General features: G+C 69.8%; 21 protein-coding genes. 10 read left to right on the top strand and 11 right to left on the bottom strand.

The features are described 5' to 3' along the window. Positions 1 to 261: 261 nt before the first annotated feature. From KZ829_RS16725 to KZ829_RS16700, 6 genes are read right to left on the bottom strand one after another with little or no spacing between them, the layout of a single operon-like run. The gene (locus tag KZ829_RS16725; protein ID WP_246635746.1) at positions 262 to 699 is read right to left on the bottom strand and encodes a hypothetical protein; all 438 of its coding nucleotides are present in this window, start codon (positions 697 to 699) and stop codon (positions 262 to 264) included. A 26-nt stretch (positions 700 to 725) separates the two neighbouring features. Then, on the bottom strand, positions 726 to 1,214 hold the full coding sequence (locus tag KZ829_RS16720) for a DUF6292 family protein (RefSeq protein ID WP_220144832.1): 489 nt from the start codon (positions 1,212 to 1,214) through the stop codon (positions 726 to 728). Then, positions 1,211 to 1,402, bottom strand: coding sequence for a hypothetical protein (locus KZ829_RS16715; RefSeq protein ID WP_220144831.1), 192 nt, complete (start codon positions 1,400 to 1,402; stop codon positions 1,211 to 1,213). Before KZ829_RS16715 ends, KZ829_RS16720 begins: the two co-directional genes overlap by 4 nt. A gap of 37 nt (positions 1,403 to 1,439) precedes the next feature. Beyond that, a complete protein-coding gene (locus KZ829_RS16710; RefSeq protein ID WP_220144830.1) occupies positions 1,440 to 2,402 on the bottom strand; it encodes a pirin family protein in 963 nt (320 codons plus the stop codon). Between the two features lie 3 nt (positions 2,403 to 2,405). Beyond that, positions 2,406 to 2,813, bottom strand: coding sequence for a pyridoxamine 5'-phosphate oxidase family protein (locus tag KZ829_RS16705; protein WP_220144829.1), 408 nt, complete (start codon positions 2,811 to 2,813; stop codon positions 2,406 to 2,408). A gap of 28 nt (positions 2,814 to 2,841) precedes the next feature. Next, positions 2,842 to 4,263 carry a DUF2252 domain-containing protein gene (locus tag KZ829_RS16700; RefSeq protein WP_220144828.1) on the bottom strand — a complete coding sequence of 474 codons (1,422 nt, stop codon included), beginning with the start codon at positions 4,261 to 4,263 and terminating at the stop codon, positions 2,842 to 2,844. Positions 4,264 to 4,431: 168 nt separating this feature from the next. Between KZ829_RS16700 and KZ829_RS16695 the strand changes: the two genes are divergently transcribed. From KZ829_RS16695 to mmsB, 5 genes are all read left to right on the top strand, one after another. Then, on the top strand, positions 4,432 to 5,415 hold the full coding sequence (locus tag KZ829_RS16695; protein WP_183219368.1) for a LacI family DNA-binding transcriptional regulator: 984 nt from the start codon (positions 4,432 to 4,434) through the stop codon (positions 5,413 to 5,415). 360 nt (positions 5,416 to 5,775) lie between these two features. Next, complete coding sequence (araA, locus tag KZ829_RS16690) at positions 5,776 to 7,260, top strand: L-arabinose isomerase (protein WP_220144827.1); 1,485 nt, start codon at positions 5,776 to 5,778, stop codon at positions 7,258 to 7,260. A 26-nt stretch (positions 7,261 to 7,286) separates the two neighbouring features. Beyond that, a complete protein-coding gene (gene chvE / locus KZ829_RS16685; protein ID WP_372453874.1) occupies positions 7,287 to 8,414 on the top strand; it encodes a multiple monosaccharide ABC transporter substrate-binding protein in 1,128 nt (375 codons plus the stop codon). Positions 8,415 to 8,487: 73 nt separating this feature from the next. After that, positions 8,488 to 10,023 (top strand): multiple monosaccharide ABC transporter ATP-binding protein, encoded by a 1,536-nt coding sequence (gene mmsA / locus KZ829_RS16680; RefSeq protein ID WP_220144826.1) that lies wholly within the window; start codon positions 8,488 to 8,490, stop codon positions 10,021 to 10,023. Continuing rightward, a complete protein-coding gene (gene mmsB, locus KZ829_RS16675) occupies positions 10,020 to 11,264 on the top strand; it encodes a multiple monosaccharide ABC transporter permease (protein WP_220144825.1) in 1,245 nt (414 codons plus the stop codon). Before mmsA ends, mmsB begins: the two co-directional genes overlap by 4 nt. Positions 11,265 to 11,420: 156 nt before the next feature. Here mmsB and KZ829_RS16670 read toward each other — a convergent pair whose 3' ends face one another. Continuing rightward, entirely contained in the window at positions 11,421 to 11,837 is a 417-nt protein-coding gene (locus KZ829_RS16670) for a hypothetical protein (protein ID WP_220144824.1), read from the bottom strand. A 316-nt stretch (positions 11,838 to 12,153) separates the two neighbouring features. Here KZ829_RS16670 and KZ829_RS16665 point away from each other — a divergent pair, with 316 nt between their 5' ends. After that, positions 12,154 to 13,203, top strand: a complete 1,050-nt coding sequence (locus tag KZ829_RS16665; RefSeq protein ID WP_220144823.1) for an ROK family protein — start codon at positions 12,154 to 12,156, stop codon at positions 13,201 to 13,203. 7 nt (positions 13,204 to 13,210) lie between these two features. Here KZ829_RS16665 and KZ829_RS16660 read toward each other — a convergent pair whose 3' ends face one another. Together KZ829_RS16660 and zwf are read right to left on the bottom strand one after the other, a co-directional pair. Then, entirely contained in the window at positions 13,211 to 13,564 is a 354-nt protein-coding gene (locus KZ829_RS16660; RefSeq protein WP_229806805.1) for an STAS domain-containing protein, read from the bottom strand. Positions 13,565 to 13,722: 158 nt separating this feature from the next. Continuing rightward, on the bottom strand, positions 13,723 to 15,216 hold the full coding sequence (zwf, locus tag KZ829_RS16655) for a glucose-6-phosphate dehydrogenase (RefSeq protein WP_220144822.1): 1,494 nt from the start codon (positions 15,214 to 15,216) through the stop codon (positions 13,723 to 13,725). Positions 15,217 to 15,408: 192 nt separating this feature from the next. Between zwf and KZ829_RS16650 the strand changes: the two genes are divergently transcribed. Then, the gene (locus KZ829_RS16650) at positions 15,409 to 16,347 is read left to right on the top strand and encodes a DHH family phosphoesterase (RefSeq protein ID WP_220144821.1); all 939 of its coding nucleotides are present in this window, start codon (positions 15,409 to 15,411) and stop codon (positions 16,345 to 16,347) included. Positions 16,348 to 16,598: 251 nt separating this feature from the next. Here the strand turns inward: KZ829_RS16650 and KZ829_RS16645 are convergent, their stop codons facing one another. Continuing rightward, a complete protein-coding gene (locus tag KZ829_RS16645; RefSeq protein ID WP_220144820.1) occupies positions 16,599 to 17,390 on the bottom strand; it encodes a DUF1775 domain-containing protein in 792 nt (263 codons plus the stop codon). 99 nt (positions 17,391 to 17,489) lie between these two features. Between KZ829_RS16645 and KZ829_RS16640 the strand changes: the two genes are divergently transcribed. From KZ829_RS16640 to KZ829_RS43985, 3 genes are read left to right on the top strand one after another with little or no spacing between them, the layout of a single operon-like run. Further along, positions 17,490 to 17,699 carry an RNA-binding S4 domain-containing protein gene (locus tag KZ829_RS16640; RefSeq protein ID WP_183219058.1) on the top strand — a complete coding sequence of 70 codons (210 nt, stop codon included), beginning with the start codon at positions 17,490 to 17,492 and terminating at the stop codon, positions 17,697 to 17,699. 43 nt (positions 17,700 to 17,742) lie between these two features. Beyond that, a complete protein-coding gene (locus KZ829_RS16635; protein ID WP_220144819.1) occupies positions 17,743 to 18,624 on the top strand; it encodes a hypothetical protein in 882 nt (293 codons plus the stop codon). Continuing rightward, positions 18,621 to 18,749 carry a hypothetical protein gene (locus KZ829_RS43985; protein ID WP_281428153.1) on the top strand — a complete coding sequence of 43 codons (129 nt, stop codon included), beginning with the start codon at positions 18,621 to 18,623 and terminating at the stop codon, positions 18,747 to 18,749. Before KZ829_RS16635 ends, KZ829_RS43985 begins: the two co-directional genes overlap by 4 nt. Before the next feature lie 54 nt (positions 18,750 to 18,803). Here KZ829_RS43985 and KZ829_RS16630 read toward each other — a convergent pair whose 3' ends face one another. Then, complete coding sequence (locus KZ829_RS16630) at positions 18,804 to 19,172, bottom strand: FKBP-type peptidyl-prolyl cis-trans isomerase (RefSeq protein ID WP_183219056.1); 369 nt, start codon at positions 19,170 to 19,172, stop codon at positions 18,804 to 18,806. Positions 19,173 to 19,236 lie beyond the last annotated feature (64 nt).

The raw sequence follows: 19,236 nt of genomic DNA, 5'->3' as shown, positions 1-19,236 counted from the left end.
CGGCGCCCCCCCCCCCCCCGGGGGGGGGGGGGCCCCCCCCCCCCGGGGGGGGGGGGGGGGGGGGGGGGGGGCCCGCGCCCCCCCCCCCACCACTCCGGCCCTCTGAGTCTCTTCGCCCCGAACCGGCTCCCGGGCGTAGTCCTCGCCGCCGTTCCCGACACGTGGTGCTTTGTTCCCGGGATTCCCGGCTGGTGGTCTTCTCCTTCCCAGGCCGGCCGGGACGGAGGCGGCGGTGGGTGCAGGCCCGCTGCCGCCTCTGCTTCAGAACCGCCCGTCGGTGGTGAATCCGCCGACCCGGGCCGGCAACACCAGGCCCGCCTCGGCCAAGAGGGTCAAGATCGATGACAATTCGGTACGGGTGAGCGCCGCCGCCCGGGACGGATGCGGGTGGGGTACCCCGAGCGCGGTGGCCGCCTCGATCGCGCGGGCGCCGATGGCCGCCTCCACCGCCCACACCCGGTGCGCGGACATCGCGGCGTGCGCCGACGCGGCGAGTTCCCCGTGCAGCCGGAGCAGTCGCCGCAGGTCGGCGGCGAGCCGTTCGATCGGTGGGCCGTAGGGTGCCGGTTCGGCCGGTCGCCGTCGTCGCCGGCGGTCGGCGAGGACCGCGCAGCCCCGGGGCACATGACGCACCGCGGCCACCACGACGGCCGGGGCGGCGAGGATGAGGATGATCCGGCTGGCATCGACGAGAGTCACGGGCTCCTCCGTCGGAGGTCGTCGTTCTACCCTCGACCTTCCGCTGCGTCCGGCCACCCGTCAACGCACTTTGTGCGACCCGCCGAATATCGGCGCAGAGCCGCCTCGAAAGCGGGATCCCCGGTGCCGGCCCGCCGTCCGGCGAAGTCGGTGTCCACCTCCTCCGCTCGGGGCCCGCCGGATCGAATACCCGCCCGTTCGGTCACGGCCCGGGCCACCGACGACGGCGCGGCGACCGTCGTCACGTCAAGGGCATGGACACTCCGGACATTCCGGCCACCCGGGTCGTCGACGGTGAGCAGTCGCCAGCCGTCCACCTCGGACCAGACGGCCCCGGCCTCGTCGTGGTCCCAGACCGGCCGTCCGTGCAGGCGGACCTGGCGGGCCAGATCGAACGGGATCCAGCCGTCGCGCGGCACACCGTCGTCGGCGCGCCAGTCGGCGACCGGCACCCCGGCGGCCTCGAGCGCCGCGGCCACCGCCCGGATGTAACCGGCGTGCGCCAGCCCGCTCACCGCGGCGATCCCCACCCGCCGGCCCAGAACGGCTCGCTCACCCGGAAGCCGCCGGCGGCGAGGGCGGCCGTCGCGGTCCGCCCGCAGGGCCCGTCGTCCCAGGTGATGACCGGGGGGACCCGCTGGTCGGCGCGCGGGTGCAGACCGGGGACACCGGCCAGCGCCGTGAGGAGTCGGGCGGGCGTCATCGGACGATCATGGCAACGGCCCGCCGAAGAGTAAAGCTCAGTGGGTCCGGCCGTGCCGGTCGCGCGCCTTCAGCCGTACCGTCGGGAGCTCGGGAGCCGGAAGCGGGTCGGCCGCGCAACCATCCACGAAGCCGAAGCGCCCGGCGCCGGGACCGGCCATCCACTGCTCTCGCGCCCGGACGATGTCCTCGTGGCTGCGGCCGACGAAGTTCCACCACATCACCAGCGGCTCCTCGAACGGCTCGCCGCCGAGCAGGAACAGCCGCGCCGGCCCGGAGACATCAAGATCCAGCGAGGTACGCCCGGAGCCGAGACAGAGCAGCGACCCGGGTTCGAGGACGGTCCCGTCGACGGTGGCCGTCCCGGACATCACCACCACCCCGTGTTCGAAGGACGGCTCCAGGGCGACCGTGTGGGCGGCCGCCGCCGAGTAGTGCATCTCGGCTCCCACCAGCGGCGAGTGCGTCCCGGCGGGCGAGGTCAGCTCGCCGAGCCGTCCGATCACGACGGTGACGGTGACGGGGCCGTCGCGGTGGGCGGGCAGGTTCTCGTGGTGCTCGAAGCGGGCGGCGCCGTGCCGGGCCTGTTCCGGCAGGGCGAGCCACAGTTGCAGCCCGTGCATGCCGTCGGGGTGGTCGGGTGGCGTGTACTCGGAGTGGGCGATGCCGTGCCCGGAGGTCATCAGGTTGAGCTGACCGGGCGCGATGAACTGGTGGCTGCCGAGGCTGTCACGGTGCTCGATGAGGCCCTCGACCAGCCAGGTGACGGTCTGCAGGCCGGTGTGCGGGTGGGGTGGGACCTGCATGCCGGGCCGGCCGCTGACGTCGTCGGGCCCGAAGTGGTCGACGAAGCACCAGGCGCCGATCATCCGCCGTTCCCGGTGCGGGAGCAGGCGGCGCACCGTCGTGTACCGCCCGAGCGGCACGTCGTGACCGGGCAGCAGCACGCTGTCCGGCTCGCCGACCGGGCTGGGTTCCGCGGAGTACAGCGAGGTGCTCATGACCTACGAGGGTAGTAGTGTCGCCGACCCGAGAACGCGGGTGATCGCCACCTCGATGACGACCCGGGCCGGGTTGGGCCGGGGGGTGCGGTAGCGGCCGGCGTACCGGCGTTCGGCTTCGGCGACCGAGGAGGGATCGTCGCGGACGACGGCCAGGCCCTCGATCGTGCTCCAGCGGCGGCCGTCGACCTGGCAGATCGCCACCCGGTGCTGCCCACGCCGGACGTTGCGCACCTTGGTGGAGGTGTCGAAGGAGATCACCCGGGCGATCCCGGCGGCCGGGTCGAGGGTGGCGCCGACCGCCACCACGTGCGGCGATCCGTCGGCGCGCAGGGTGGTGAGGGTGCACAGGTGCCGCTCGGTCCAGAATTCGGCGAGGGCGGGGGAGCCGAGGGGAACAACGCCGCTCACGGTCGTACCTCCGGATGGGTTCTGATCGTCACGCCGGCTCCGCCGGCAGGTGGCCGCGGCGGACCGCCTGGGTGAGCGCCGCGTGATCCGCCTCGACCTGATCGGCGTACGCCTTCGCGAACCGGCTGAGCGACTCGTCCAATTTGTCGCCGCTGCCCACGTAACCGGCGATCATCGACGCCCCGCTGGTCCGGGCGTGCGACTTGGCCAGCAGCGATCCGCAGATGCCCGCGTAGTCGGCGAGCGCCCCGGCGTTGATGTCCTCGATCAGGATGGCGCCCTTCATGTCGCGGAACTGGCGCACGTAGTACTGGTGCTCACCGACCGTGGTCCAGCCGAGCAGCGGGTCGCTGACCGTCTGGAGAGCCTGCTGGTACTCCACCACCCGCTGGCCCTGGTGCCGGTGCCAGGCCAGGTCGCCGTGCTGATACTTCGCCACGACCGACCGGCGGGCCTGCTTGAGCTGGAGGAAGACCACGTCGTCGCTGCTGCTGCCCTCGCACAGGGCGACGTAGGCCCGCAGCCCCACCGACCCGACGCCGACCACCTTGTGCGCGATGTCGACGATCCGGTAGCCGCCGAGGATCCGGGCCCAGTGCGGTTTGAGGGTGTTGAGGTAGCCGTCGAGCGCCTCGGCGAGCTGCTCGTGCTCCCGCTCCGGCAGCCGGGTGATCAGCGGTGGTTCCTCGACCAGGCGGGCGGTGCCGTCGTGCCGCTCGGTGAAGCGGGGCAGCGCCCGGTCGCTGGTGCGCCGCCGGGCCCGCCGGGCGGCGCGTTCGATCTCGTCGCGGAAGCTGGCCCGGCTGGCGTGCGAGCGCATCCCGTCGACGTCGAGCTGGTCGAACGAGCGGGCCAGCAGCGGCTGGTCGGCGAGGTGCCCGATCTGATCGCGGTACTGCTCGACGCAGTGCGCCACGGCGTCCGAGCAGGAGCTCTCCCGGAAGCCGTTGACCCGGCCGGCGACGTGCACGCTGACCGCGAGCCGGCGCAGGTCCCACTCCCACGGGCCGGTGTGCGCCTCGTCGAAGTCGTTGAGGTCGAACACCAGCTCCCGCTCCGGCGAGGCGTAGAAGCCGAAGTTGCCGAGGTGGGCGTCGCCGCAGATGACCGGGGCGATGCCGGTCGAGGGGAGCGCGGCGAAGTCGTCGGCCATCAGGCCGGCGGTGCCGCGCAGGAAGGAGTACGGAGAGACGATCATGCGCCCGATCCGGACCGGGACGAGGTGGTCGAGCCGGCCCTCGTGGGAGGCGATCACCTGGCGGACCGGATCGGGGCGGCGGTCGGGTGCCTTCCAGTGGGCCATCTCCGAGCGGGGGGAGCGCTCGCGCAGGCCGCGGCCTGTCTCGTAGCGTTCGGCGCGCGGGGCGGCGGCCCGGCGCAGCGAGGTGAAACCCTCGTCCGCTAGGCTGCCGAGCACACCCGGCCCGTTGATCGTCACTGCTGGTTCCATCGCTGCCGAGAGTACGTGTCGGCGAAGATCGTCCGCGCGGGGCTCGTGCAAAGCGGATGTTATCGATAACATTTCTGCTGCGCGGGCCGGTGGCGGTTCGGCGTTACGCTCCATCAGAACCGGATCGGACGAGGTGCGCAAGTGGACAAGGCCAGCCGTAGCCCGGCGATGACGGATGTGGCCCGGTTGGCCGGTGTCTCCCATCAGACCGTCTCGCGTGTCCTCAACGATCATCCCAACGTCAAGGAGCAGACCCGCATCCGGGTCCGCGCCGCCATCGCCGAGCTCGGCTACCGCCCCAACCGCGCGGCCCGGGCCCTGGTCACCGGCCGGTCCCAGCTGATCGGCGTGGTCGCCCGCAACAGCACGCTGTACGGGCCGGCCTCGATGCTGACCGAGTTCGAGCAGGCCGCCGCGGACGCCGGTTTCGCGGTGAGCGTGGGCAGCGTCCGGGAGCTGGACCGCTCCTCGATCTCCGCGGTGGTGGACCGGCACCTGGATCAGCGGGTGGCCGGTCTCGTGGTGATCGCCAACGTGGCGTCGGCCGCCGAGGCGCTGGCCGAGATCCCCGGTGACGTGCCGGTGGTCTTCATCGACGGCGACCCGGCCAGCGGCCGCCCGCTCGTCACCGTCGACCAGGTGGCCGGGGCCCGGGCGGCGACCCGGCACCTGCTGGACGCCGGTCACGAGACGGTGTGGCACGTGTCCGGGCCGACCGACTGGTTCGACTCGGCCGGCCGCATCCAGGGGTGGAAGCAGACGCTGCTGGAGGCGGGCGCCGAGGTGCCGCCGCTGCTGTCGGCCGACTGGTCCGCCGCCGAGGGGTACCGGACCGGTCAGATGCTGGCCCGGATGCCCGAGGTCACGGCCATTTTCACGGCGAACGATCACCTGGCCCTGGGCATCCTGCGGGCGCTGCACGAGCGGGGCCGCCGGGTGCCGCACGACGTCAGCATCGTGGGTTTCGACGACGTGCCCGAGGCCGCCTACTTCATCCCGCCGCTGACCACCGTCCGGCAGGCCTTCGGTGACGTGGCACGGGCCGCGCTGAGCCTGCTCCTGGGCCAGATGCGGGACGACTCCGGCACCGCGCACCAGATCGTCGTACCCCCTCAGCTGATCGTCCGCGAGAGCGTGTCGCGCCCGGCCTGAGGGGCCGTCCGGCCCCTCTTTCCGGCGGCCGGCCGGCCTTGATTAATCAGCTGTTACCTCGTTGTTGCCGACTGCCGTTGACACCGGTTTTGTTAGCGATAACACTGGGATTCTCCGCCGGGGTGTGGCCGCCGCCACCGCGCCGGCCGCCCATCGGAGGTACAGGCAATGTCCGCAGACCGTACAGCTTGTGCGGTGTCGCCCACTCTCGGTGACCAGAGTCCGCCGTGGGGCCTGCCCGGCCCGGCTAAGATCATTGACGCGTTCAGCGTGCGGCGACTCCTGCGTGACAAATACTCAGCGTGATCGGGTGTCGCGTGCCCGAGGCCCGCTGAATTTCGAGAGAACCGAGGAAACACGATGAACCCGCAGATCTGGTTCCTGACCGGCAGCCAGCATCTCTACGGCCCGGAGACTCTCCAGCAGGTCGCCGACCAGTCCGCTGAGATCCAGCGGACCCTGGCCGCGGCCGGTGTCAGCGCCGAGATCGTGGGCAAGCCCGTGCTCACCGACTCCGGTGCCATCAAGCGGGTCATGCTCGAGGCGAACGCGGATCGTGACTGCATCGGCGTCATCGCCTGGATGCACACGTTCTCCCCGGCCAAGATGTGGATCGGTGGGCTGGACGCGCTGCGCAAGCCGCTGCTGCACCTGCACACCCAGCACAACGTGTCGCTGCCGTGGTCGACCATCGACATGGACTTCATGAACCTCAACCAGGCCGCCCACGGCGACCGGGAGTTCGGGTTCATCCAGGCCCGCCTCGGCGTGCCGCGCAAGGTGATCGCCGGGCACGTGTCCGACCCGGCCGTGGTGAGGCGCGTCGACGCCTGGGCCCGCGCCGCCACCGGCCTGCAGCACCTGCGCGGTCTGCGGCTGGCCCGCTTCGGCGACAACATGCGCGACGTCGCGGTCACCGAGGGCGACAAGGTCGAGGCGGAGCTGCGCTTCGGCGTCTCGGTCAACACGTACGGGGTGAACGACCTGGTCGCGGTCGTGGACCGGGTGCCGGACGCGGAGATCGACAAGCTGATCGCCGAGTACCGCGACGCCTTCGAGATCGCGCCCGAGCTGCTCGGCGAGCGCCTCGAGTCGTTCCGCTACGCCGCCCGGATCGAGGCCGGCCTGCGGCAGTTCCTCACCGAGGGTGGCTTCGGCGCCTTCACCACCAACTTCGAGGACCTCGGCGGTCTGCGCCAGCTCCCCGGCCTGGCCGTGCAGCGGTTGATGGCGGACGGTTACGGCTTCGGCGGCGAGGGCGACTGGAAGACCTCGGTGCTGGTCGCCACGGTGAAGGCGATGGGTTCCGGAACCGGACGTGGCACCTCATTCATGGAGGATTACACCTACCACTTCGGTCCGGGTGAGCCTAAGATCCTCGGCGCGCACATGCTCGAGGTCTGCCCGTCCATCGCGTCGGCCAAGCCGCGTGCCGAGATCCATCCGCTGGGGATCGGCGGCCGGGAGGACCCTGTGCGCCTGGTCTTCGACGCGGCCCCCGGCCCGGCGGTGGTCATGGGCATGGCCGACATGGGTGACCGGTTCCGCCTGGTCGCGAACGAGATCGAGGTGATTGCGCCGGACGAGCCGCTGCCCCACCTGCCGGTGGCACGCGCGGTGTGGAAGCCCGCGCCCTCGCTGTCCACCTCCGCCGAGTGCTGGATCACGGCCGGCGGACCGCACCACACCGTGCTGACGCAGGCGGTCGGCGCGGAAACCCTGCGTGACTTCGCCGAAATGGCTCAGACCGAGCTTCTGCTGATCGATGAGCGCACTACGCCGGCCGATTTTCTCGACCGAGTGCGCTGGAACCAGGCGTACCACCGCCTGGCTCGCCCCCTGTAACACCGTTCTCGAAGAGGAGATCCACCGTGAAATTCACCCGGATTGCGGCTGTTCTCACCGCCGCCGCGCTGACCGCCACCATGGCGGCCTGCGGGGATGCGGAGAAGACCGTCGACAAGGACACTTCCAGCGGCGACAACACCGGAGCCCTGGTCGGCATCACCATGCCGACCCGCTCGTCGGAGCGCTGGATCCACGACGGCGACAACCTCAAGTCGCAGCTCGAGGGCCTCGGCTACAAGGTCGACCTGCAGTACGCCGAAGACCAGATCCCGACCCAGACCCAGCAGCTGGACAGCCAGATCACCAAGGGCGCCAAGCTGCTGATCATCGCGTCGATCGACGGCGAGGCGATCACCAGCCAGCTCGAGAACGCCGCCCAGGCGGGCATCAAGGTCATCGCGTACGACCGCCTCATCCGCAAGAGCCCGAACGTGGACTACTACGCCACGTTCGACAACTTCAAGGTCGGCGTCCAGCAGGCCACCTCGCTGCTGACCGGCCTCAAGGTCCTCAACGCGGACGGCTCCGACGCCGGCGCCAAGGGCCCGCTGAACATCGAGCTGTTCGCCGGCTCGCCGGACGACAACAACGCGACGTTCTTCTTCAACGGCGCGATGAGCGTCCTCCAGCCGTACATCGACAAGGGCGTCCTCGTCGTCAAGAGCGGCCAGAAGGACTTCGACACCGTCGCGACCCTGCGCTGGGACCCGGAGACCGCTCAGAAGCGCATGGAGAACCTCCTCACCTCCACCTACAAGGGCGGCGCGAAGGTCGACGGCGTTCTCTCGCCGTACGACGGCATCTCGATCGGTATCCTGTCGGCCCTGAAGTCGGCCGGCTACGGCACCGCGGCCCAGGCCTACCCGATCGTGACCGGCCAGGACGCCGAGCTCGCCTCGGTCAAGTCGATCATCGCGGGTGAGCAGTACTCCACCATCTACAAGGACACCCGCAAGCTGGCGGAGACCACCGGCAAGATGGCGGACGACATCCTCAAGGGCAAGACCCCGGAGACCAACAACAACACCGACTACAACAACGGTGTCAAGGTCGTCCCGTCGATGCTTCTGGAGTCGACCATCGTGACCAAGGACAACTACCAGAAGGAACTGGTCGACAGCGGCTACTACAAGGCCGACCAGCTGAAGTGATCCGGGTTTCGCGCTCCGCCTGACCCCAGCGGGCGGGGCGCGGCCTCCCCCGCGGCCCAATAGGAGGGTCCCCATGACCGACACGATCCTGCGGATGAGCGGCATCACCAAGACGTTCCCGGGCGTCAAGGCGCTGCAGGATGTCAACCTTGAAGTACGCAGGGGAGAGATCCACTCCATCTGCGGGGAGAACGGGGCCGGCAAGTCGACCCTGATGAAGGTGCTGTCCGGTGTCTACCCGGACGGCACGTACGAGGGCGACATCACTTTCGATGGCGAGCTCTGCCGGTTCTCCGGAATTCGCGACAGCGAGCACCGTGGCATCGTCATCATTCACCAGGAACTGGCGCTCGCGTCGAATCTTTCCATCGCCGAGAACATTTTTCTCGGGAACGAGCAGGCCACGAACGGCTGGATCAACTGGAACCGGACCAACGCGGCGGCCGACCAGCTGCTGCGCCGGGTCGGTCTCTCCGAGACCGCGGTCACGCCGGTCATTCAGCTCGGCGTCGGCAAGCAGCAACTCGTGGAGATCGCCAAGGCACTCTCCAAAGAGGTCAAGCTGCTGATCCTCGACGAGCCCACCGCGGCGCTCAACGACGAGGACTCGGCACACCTGCTCGACCTGCTGCGCGGCCTGCGTGACGAGGGCATCACCTGCGTGATCATCTCGCACAAGCTCAACGAGGTGATGGGCATCTCGGACCGGGTCACCATCCTGCGGGACGGCAAGACCATCTGGACCGAGGAGACCGCGAACCTCACCGAGGACAAGATCATCTCTGGCATGGTGGGCCGCGACATGGATCACCGCTACCCGGAGCACGAGCCGACCATCGGCGAGGAGGCGCTGCGGATCGAGGACTGGACCGTCTACAGTCCCACCCAGCCCGACCGGGCCCTGGTCCGCAAGGCCAACCTCACGCTGCGCCGCGGCGAGATCGTCGGCCTGGCCGGCCTGATGGGCGCCGGGCGCACCGAGCTGGCGATGAGCGTCTTCGGCCGCTCCTACGGCGTCAACATCTCCGGCCGCCTGATCAAGGACGGCCGGGAGATCCAGGCGCGCAGCGTGCGCGAGGCTATCGACCACGGGCTGGCGTACGCCACCGAGGACCGCAAGCGCTACGGCCTGAACCTGATCGAGGACATCAAGCGCAACGTCTCCGCGGCCAGTCTCGGCAAGCTCGCCAAGGGGGGCTGGGTCGACGGCAACGAGGAGTACAAGGTCGCCGACGAGTTCCGGGCCAGCTTGAACATCAAGGCCCCCAGCGTCGAGGCGATCACCGGCAAGCTCTCCGGCGGCAACCAGCAGAAGGTCGTGCTCTCCAAGTGGATCTTCACGGACCCGGACGTGCTGATCCTCGACGAGCCGACCCGTGGCATCGACGTCGGCGCGAAGTACGAGATCTACACGATCATCAACCGGCTCGCCGACGAGGGGAAGGCCATCCTGGTCATCTCGTCCGAGCTGCCCGAACTGCTCGGGATCTGTGACCGCATCTACACCCTCTCGGCCGGCCGGATCACCGGCGAGCTGCCGCGTGCCGAAGCCACGCAGGAAAGCCTGATGACCCTGATGACGAAGGAAGTACAGGAGGTGGCGCCGTGACCGCCGCACCCACCAGCACCGGCGTGCAGCCCGGCAAGGGACCCGCACCCCAGGGCCAGGCGCCTCGCAAGGTCAACTTCGACCTGAAGCAGAGCGGCATCTACATCGCGCTCGCGCTGATCGTGGTGCTGTTCACCGTGCTGACCGGCGGCGACCTGCTGGCGCCGCAGAACCTCAGCAACATCATCGTGCAGTACTCGTACATCCTCGTGCTCGCGATCGGCATGGTGCTGATCATCATCGCCGGGCACATCGACCTCTCGGTCGGCTCGGTGGTGGCGGCCACCGGCGCGTTCGCCGCGGTCCTGATGGTGGAATGGGATGTTCCCTGGCCGCTCGCGATTCTGCTGACGCTGATCTTCGGCGCTCTGATCGGCGCCTGGCAGGGCTACTGGGTGGCGTATTTCGGCATCCCGGCGTTCATCGTCACGCTCGCCGGCATGCTGCTGTTCCGCGCCGTCACCTACATGATCCTCGGCAACAAGGGCATCGGCCCGTTCCCGGAGCAGGTCCGGACCGCGGCCAACGGCTTCATCCCCGGTTTCCTCAACAACGTCGCTCTCGGGCCACTGGGCGGCGCCGACCTGTTCAGCATCATCGTCGGTGTGTCCGTGGTCGCGGGCATCGCGGTCGTGCAGTACCGGGCCCGCGCCGGCCGGATCCGCTACAACCAGGTCGTCGACCCGGCGTGGCTGTTCTCGGTCAAGGTGGTCGTCCCGGCCGCGCTGGTGATGTTCGTGGTCATCCAGCTCGCCCGGTTCCGCAACCTGCCCTGGGTGCTCGTCCTGCTGGCGCTGCTGGTGGTCGGCTACACCATGGTCACCAACCGGGCCGTCTTCGGCCGCCAGATCTACGCGGTCGGCGGCAACCTCCAGGCCGCGACGCTCTCCGGCGTCAAGGTCAAGTCCGTGGTGTTCTGGCTGTTCGTCAACATGGGCGTGCTCGCCTCGGTGGCCGGCCTGATCTTCGCGGGCCGTCTCAACCTGGCCGGGCCGACCGCCGGTAACAGCTTCGAGCTGGACGCCATCGCGGCCGCGTTCATCGGCGGCGCCGCGGTCCAGGGCGGCGTCGGCAAGGTGGTCGGCGCCATCACCGGCGGCCTGATCATGGGCGTGATCAACAACGGTATGGGTCTGCTCGGCGCCCAGACCGAGACGGTCATGCTGGTCAAGGGCATCGTGCTGCTGGCCGCGGTCGCCTTCGACGTCTGGTCGAAGCGCCGCACGGCGGGCGCCCGCTGACCGAGAGCGGGAAAAGACGCGTCGTCCCGGCAGGGCCTTGACGGGACGACGAGGGCCGGCGCCTCCCTGGGAGGAGCGCCGGCCCTTTCGTGTGTGCGGATCGCCGCCGTAGATGCGGGGACGTCGGGACCGAGCTACCGTGGGTCTCGAATCACATCAGGCCGTAGCCCAGTTCTGACTGCAGGTGCTCTGAATGCGACTGCCGTTGTCGGAGACGCAAAGCGTGAAGCTGATGGTGTGGCCATCAGTGACGCTCATATTGATGTTTTTCTCCTCATAGGCGCCACCCACATAGGCGGTACCGTTCTCGTAGACGTTGCCCCGAGGATCGGAAAACGCCCAATAGATTCGGACGCCGGCGCCATCGGCGGCGTTGTCCACGATTCTGAGGTGCTCGCCGGCGTGATAGAAGTACGCGAGCCCGGCACCCGACGGGTAGGAGGGCGTGCCTACTGTCGCCAGGCTCGTGTTGGTGCCGGCGAAGGCGGGCGTGGCACCCAGGGCGCTCGTCATCGCGGTAGCCGCGACGGTGGCTGCGAAACCGGTGACCACTCGCTTCGAAATCTTTCGCACGTCAGTTCCCTTTCGAGGGCGTTTCATCCCTGCCGTCGTCGCCATGCGCATTCGGCACCGGCCCCTTGATTCAGTGCCAGGTGGTCCGAATCTCGTATGGAGTCCCGTGTGGACGATCTTCGCCACCCTACGTTGGTCAATCACCTCTGTCTATGCATATTGAGCGGGTCGCTCGAGTCCGGTATGTGTGTCTCCGGAACGCGGGGCATAGTGGGTTCGGCCCGTCCGGCGGACCTCCGCGCGGCCGCAACCGTGACCGACGGACTCGCGATCCGCGCGCAGCCGTGTTCAAAGACCGCCGCGCTGTCCTAGGCTCATGGCCGTGGATCAGGCTGAATCGGTACGCACCCCGTCCTCCTGGGTCGTCGTCGGGTTGGACAACGGCGGCACCTCCAACAACGCCACCGTGCTCGACGCCACGGGGCAGTTCCTCGTCGACCACCTGGTGGAGAACCCGAGCCGGGTGCTGGACGGCCCGGAGTCGGCCGTCGAGGCGCTCGCCGGCGCGTTCACCGGCATCCTCGAACTCACCAGGACGCCGCGTTCCCTGGTCCGCGCGGTCGGCCTGGACACCCCGGGCCCGGCCAGCGCCAACGGCGTGATCTCGTCGAAGGGCGCCACCAACTTCAACCACGTGTCCTGGCACGGCTTCGACATCCGGGGCGCGCTGGAGGCCCGGCTCGGACTGCCGGTGGTCTACAACAACGACGGCAACGCGGCCGCTCTCTACGCCCACCACCAGCACTTCGGCGCCGCCGCCGCGGCGAACTCGTCGGTCTCCGCGATCGTCGGCACCGGCCTGGGCGGCGGCGTGGTCGAGGCCGGCGCGGTGATCCGCGGCGCCGCCGGGATGGCGGGCGAGCTCGGCCACGTGCAGATCCCGCTGCACGGCGTCCTCGAGAACGACCAGCCGGTCCCGCGGTGCAACTGCGGCTTCGAGGGGGACGTGGAGAGCGTCGCCTCGCTGACCGGCATCAAGAACAACCTGCTGCCCTACTGGCTGGCCCGGTTCCCGGAGCACCCGCTCGCGGTCGAGCCGATCGGCGCCGCCGCCAAGGCCCTGCGGGGGTACGCGGAGAAGGACGACCCCATGGCGCTCGCCGTGTTCGCGCAGCAGGCCAAGGCGATCGGCAAGCTGTTCACCATCGCGGCGAACTTCACCGATCCGGCCGCCTACTTCCTGGGCGGCGGTGTGGTCGAGGCGGCCCCGCACTTCCGGCAGTGGTTCCTCAACACCGTGCGGGAGAGCACCGACCTGCGCGACGAGCAGAAGGCGGTGGCCACCTTCGCCCTGGTTCCGGACCGGGACATGGCCGGCTCCCGGGGCGCCGCGGTGGCCGCCCTCAACACGGTGATCGCCGGATAGGACCGGCTCACTCCTCCTTCAGTGCGGCCGCGACGTCGGGGAACATCGGCAGGTAGTCGCTGAGCCCGAGGGTGTCGAAGAGCCTGCGGAGGAAGCCGGACGGGGAGGCCAGGCGGACCCAGCCGCCCCGTTCGGCGGCGCGCCCGTGCGCGGTGACCAGGACGCCCACGCCCATCGAGTCACAGAAGTCGAGACCGGACACGTCCACGACGACCCGTGGGGCCGGGCGCTCGACGAGACGGCTCAGGTTCGCCTTGAGGGCCGGCGCGGTGTCGATGTCGAGTGATCCGCGCAGGACCAGCACTGCCGTGTTCGGTGGATGGTGCGCGACCGAGACCTGCATATGCGTCTGTCTTTCCATCGGGCCAGAAGGATCATTCAGAACGGTTGAGGCCAGGGCGCTGAGCTGCGGCCCCTGCAACTCGATGTGGGTTCTGAATGACCCTCCTGGAGCGGGCTCAGCGATCGAGGATGATGACCACCCTATGCGAGCCCGCCGTCACCCGCAGGTTCCCCCGGTCAGGCGGCGTTTCGCCACTTGCGCCCGTTGCGGCCGATCAGCCGGTCCGCGTCGGTCGGGCCCCAGGACGCCGCCTCGTACGTCGGGATCGGCGAGTTGTCCTTCGCCCAGTGCTCGATGATCGGGTCGACGATCCGCCAGCACTGCTGCACCTCGTCGCTGCGGATGAACAGCGACGCGTCACCGATCAGCGCGTCCAGCAGCAGTCGTTCGTACGCCTCCGGGGACTCCTCGACGAACGTCTGGTCGTACGAGAACTCCATGCTGGCCGTGCGCACCCGGAAGGAGTGACCCGGCACCTTGGCGCCGAAGCGCAGCGAGATGCCCTCGTTGGGCTGGATCCGCAGGATCAGCGCGTCGGCGTCGAGGCCGGTCAGCTGGTCGGTCGGGATCGGCAGGTGCGGCGGCCGCTGGAACTGCAGCGCCACCTCGGTGAGCCGGGCCGGCAGCCGCTTGCCGGTGCGCACGTAGAACGGCACCCCGGCCCAGCGCCAGTTGTCGACGTTCAGGCGCATCGCCGCGTACGTCTCGGTGCGCGACAGCGGGTCGACGCCGACCTCCTCGCGGTAGCCCGCCATCAGCTCCTCGCGGGTGCCGCCACGCGTGTACTGACCGCGGACGGCGGCGTCGGCGATGTCCCGGTCGGTGGGCAGCCGGATCGCCTGGAGCAGCTTCACCTTCTCGTTGCGCAGGCCCTCGGCCTCGAACGACGCGGGCGGCTCCATCAGGGCCAGGGCCAGGACCTGGAGCACGTGGTTCTGCACGATGTCGCGCATCGCGCCGGCGTTCTCGTAGAACCCGCCGCGGGTGCCGACGCCGAGGGTCTCGGCCACGGTGATCTGCACGTGGTCGACCCAGGAGCGGTCCCAGATGGGCTGGAAGATCGAGTTGGCGAAGCGCAGCGCCAGAACGTTCTGGACGGTGTCCTTGCCCAGGTAATGGTCGATCCGGAAGACCTGGTGCTCCTCGAACGCGCTGTGCACCACGCCGTCCAGCTCGCGGGCGGTGGCCAGATCCCGCCCGTACGGCTTCTCGATGACCAGGCGGGAGAACGAGCCCTCACGCGGCTGGTTGAGCCCGGCGCCGGCCAGCCCGTTGATCACCGGTTCGAACGCGCCCGCCGGGGTGGACAGGTAGAACAGCCGGTTGCCGGCGGTGCCGCGGACCGCGTCCAGCTCGTCCAGCGTCTCGGCGAGCAGCTTGTAGGTCTCCGGGTCGTCGTAGCCACCCGCCACGTAGCGCACGCCGCCGGCCAGCTGGCGCTTCTCGGCGAGGCTGCGGCCACCCAGCGCGCTCTCCGCGAACTGCTCGTCGCTCATCGGCGTACGCGCGACGCCGACCAGGGCGAACTGGTCGGGCAGACGGCCGTGACGAGCCAGGTTCTCCACCGCGGGCAGCAGCTTGCGGCGGGTCAGGTCGCCGGAGGCGCCGAAGATCACCAGCGTGGCTGGCGGCGCGCTGCGCTCCTGGATGAGCTGAGGTGCGTGGTCCATCTTCTGCGAGTCCTCCGACCGGGTCGTAACCGTTCGTCTGAACCTTACGGCCGAGGGCCCTCGGAGGGTTCATTCGCTTCCTGGAAAGCGGGACAACGTGGCGGTGAACACGTCCGTACGTCGATGCCGGGCGGGCCTTAGCGAAAAAAGTGGCAAACTGGTGCCAAAGGTCTGGCAAGCGAGGGGGACCCCGTGAAGTACCGGCTGGTGACCAGGAGTGACTTCGACGGTCTCGTGTGCGCCGTGCTACTCCGCCATCTCGACATGATCGACGACATCCTGTTCGTGCATCCCAAGGACGTGCAGGACGGCGTCGTCGACATCACCGACCGGGACATCCTGACGAACCTGCCGTACGACGCCCGCGCGAACATGGTCTTCGACCACCACCACTCCGAGACCCTGCGCAACACCGAGGGCCTGGGCAACCACGTCATCGACGCGGACGCGCCGTCCGCGGCCCGGGTGATCTACGAGCACTTCGGCGGGCGGGAGCGCTTCCCGAAGGTGTCGGACGAGCTGATGCGCGCGGTGGACCAGGCCGACTCGGCCGACTACTCGCTCACCGACATCCTCAGCCCGACCGGCTGGACACTGCTCAACTTCCTGATGGACAGCCGGACCGGCCTGGGCCGGTTCCGCAACTTCCGGATCTCCAACTACCAGCTGATGATGCAGCTCATCGACGCCTGCATCGAGCACAACGACGTGCACGAGATCCTGGCCCTGCCGGACGTGGTGGAGCGGGCACAGCTCTTCCACGAGTGCTCGGCCCGCTTCGTCGAGCAGCTGCACCGGGTCTGCCGGCCGGACGGCGACGTGATCGTCGTCGACCTGCGCGACGAGGAGGTGATCGAGGCGGGCAACCGGTTCATGGTCTACGCGCTCTTCCCGGATGCCCGGGTCTCGGTGCACATCCTCTGGGGCCGGCAGAAACTCAACACCGTCTTCGCCTGCGGCAAGTCGATCCTGGACCGCGGGTCCCCGGTGGACATCGGCTCGGTGATGCTGCGCTACGGCGGCGGCGGGCACCTCGCGGCCGGCACCTGCCAGGTCCCGCACGAGGAGTCGGAACGGGTGGAACGCGAGATCATCGACGCGCTGCGCACCGAGCGGGTGGTGCCGGTCTGACCGTACGGGCGGGGCCGCGAGGCCCCACCCGTACAGCACGCGGATCACGGGCCTTGCCCGGGCCCCACCCGCCGGTCGTGGTTCCGCGCCCCACGCGCTAGCCACGACGAACCTCACGCCCACCCGCGTGAGGTGAGGGTTGTTCACGACCTGCCTCGAGTTCCGCGGCCCGCAAGCGGCCCGCTTCGTCTCCGCCGTCGTGAACAATCCTCATATTTCCCTGTCCGCAGGCCCGGCCTACGTCGGGAGTCTCAGCCCTTGTAGCTCCACTTTCCGGCCGCTACCGGCTCCTTCTCGGCGGACTCGTCGTCGCCGGAAGGCGTCTCGTCGGGCTCACCCGGCTCCTCCTCGGTGGCCCGGTGCCGGTTGCGCAGCAGCACCCACCCGGCGCCGAGCAGCACCAGTCCCGCCACCAGCCAGCCGGAGACGGTGACCCAGGACGGGCCCTCCTGCGCCTGCTCGGCGAGCTGCCGGAACAGGGCCGCCTCGGCGTCGGTGGTCCCGGTCGCGCCGGAGCCCTGATCGTGGTGCGACACCGGGGTGGTCCCGTCGTTCGGCGTGAGCGTCACCGTGCCCGGCATGACCGGACCGGCCTTGCCGTCGGCGTACTTCGTCTCCACGGTGAACCGCATCGAGCTCAGCGCCGGCATCGGGCCCAGCGCCACGGTCAGGTCGGCGGATTTTCCCGGCTGGATCGTCGTGCCGTTCATCGCGAGCCAGACGATCGTGTCGGCGGCCTCGGACACCGGGGTGCCGCCGTGGATGGTGGTCAGCGGCTGGCTCAGTTTCCGGTACGTGATCCGCGGCGCCCAGTCGTTCACCGACAGCGGGTACACCTCGGCCACCGGGGTGTCCGCCGGGATCTTCAGCGTCACCTCGGTCACCGGCGCGGCGCCCTCGTTGGTCACGTGGAAGCTGAGGTTCGCCCCGCCGCCCTGCGGCACGCTGGGCGGGCTCACCGTCACGTCGGCCGCGGCCGGGCCGGCGAGCGCCAGCACACCGGCGGTGGTCACAGTGGTCAGCGCGCCCGCACGGCGGGCCATCCGGATAAGCCTCACGACATGTAGTTCGGATCACCGGCCCCGATGGTTCAACGCCCACCCAAGAGTTTTCCGCGATCTCGGCCGGTGGATGATGAACGGATGCGTGACGTGCCCATCGACGGCGACATGATCCGGCTCGGTCAGTTCCTCAAGCTGGCCGATCTCATCGACACCGGTGGGGAGGGCAAGGTCCTGATCGCCTCCGGGGACGTGACCGTCAACGGCGAGGTCGACCTGCGGCGCGGCCGGCAGCTTCATCCGGGCGACGTGGTCGAGGTGCTCGGCCGCAGGGCGCGGGTGGTTTCCTGACCGGGGCCGGAACCCGGAGCGGGTGCGCCTCGTCGTACCCGTCATGAACAGAAACCGCGGCCTGCTGACCGCCGCCGTTCCCCTTCTGCTGCTGGGCGCGTGCGCCCAGCCCGGTGCCGCCGGTGGCACGACCGCCGGCGCGCCGGTCGTCGAGAGCACCACCGCCTCCGCTGACTCGAAGCAGGTGGTGTTGCGTGTGGAGTACCGCGGCGGCTTCGTGCCCGCCGAGCTCATCCCCTCCCGGCTCCCGCGGTTCACCGCGTACGCCGACGGCCGTTTGCTGAGCGAGGGCCCGGTCCCGCTCATCTATCCCGGCAAGGCGCTGCCCAACCTCCAGGAGGTCCGGCTCGGCCCGGAGCGGGTGCGCGAGCTGATCGCCGAGGCGGTCGCGGCCGGCGTGAAGACCGGCACCGACTTCGGCATGCCGGGTGTCGCCGACGCGCCGAGCACCCGGATCACCGTCGTCACCGCGGGTGGCGAGCAGGTGGCCGACGTGATGGCTCTCAACGAGGCCCGGCCCGACGACGGGGCGCTGACGAAGGAGCAGAACGCCGCCCGTAAACGGCTGACCGGCTTCCTCGAGGAACTGGACAGAGAGTTTGCCGGCTCGACCGGCCCGGCGCCGAAGCACTATCAGGCGGAGCGGGTGGCGGTGCTGGCCCAGCCCTACCAGGACACCGGCGACGGCCTGGGCGGCGACCCGGTCCGCTGGCCCGGCCCCGACCTGCCCGGCGGCTACCTCAACGAACAGCTCAAGATCAACTGCCTGACCGTCGAGGGTACGGCGAAGGACGCCGTCTGGGCCGCCGCGGACAAGGCCAACGAGCGTACGCCGTGGGAGTCCGCCGGAAAGAAGTGGCAGGTCCGGTTCCGGCCACTGCTGCCCGAGGAGACCGGCTGCGACTCCCTGCTGAGGCAGGCATGACCCCGATCGAGGAGGTCGTGGAGGTGGTGCGGACCGGTGGCGTGCCCGCCCGCGACCACCGTGACGAGCGGCCCCGCCGTGACGAAACCACTCCGGACCCCGAGAGGCGAGCCCCGGGCAGCTGACACCACGACCGCCGGCGGCCACCGAGGAGGCGGCCGCCGGCGGTCGTGGCCGGGTCAGTGGACCTGGAGCAGGTCCACCAGGAAGACGAGGGTCTCGTTCGGCTTGATCACGCCGCCCGCGCCGTTCGCGCCGTAACCCAGGTGCGGCGGGATCACCAGGCGACGGCGGCCGCCCACCTTCATGCCGGCCACGCCCTGGTCCCAGCCGGCGATGACCTGCTGGCCACCGACCCGGAAGCCGAACGGCTCACCGCGGTTCCAGGAGGCGTCGAACTCCTTGCCCGTGGACTGCGCGACACCCACGTAGTGGACGCTGACGAACGCGCCGGGCTCCGCCTCCGGGCCGGTGCCCTCGACGATGTCCTCGATCACCAGTTCGGTGGCGGGGGCGTCGGGGACGGGGCCGACGTCGGGCTTGCTCATGAATCCTCCAGATCTCTTACCGGACTCGGCCATGCAATCACAGGTCGATCACCGCTGAACGAGC

Source organism: Actinoplanes hulinensis, assembly GCF_019429605.1.
GTDB classification, from domain to species: Bacteria; Actinomycetota; Actinomycetes; order Mycobacteriales; family Micromonosporaceae; genus Actinoplanes; species Actinoplanes campanulatus.
The sequence above is the reverse complement of the archived record's forward strand: the minus strand, read 5'-3'. Positions and strand labels throughout refer to the sequence as shown.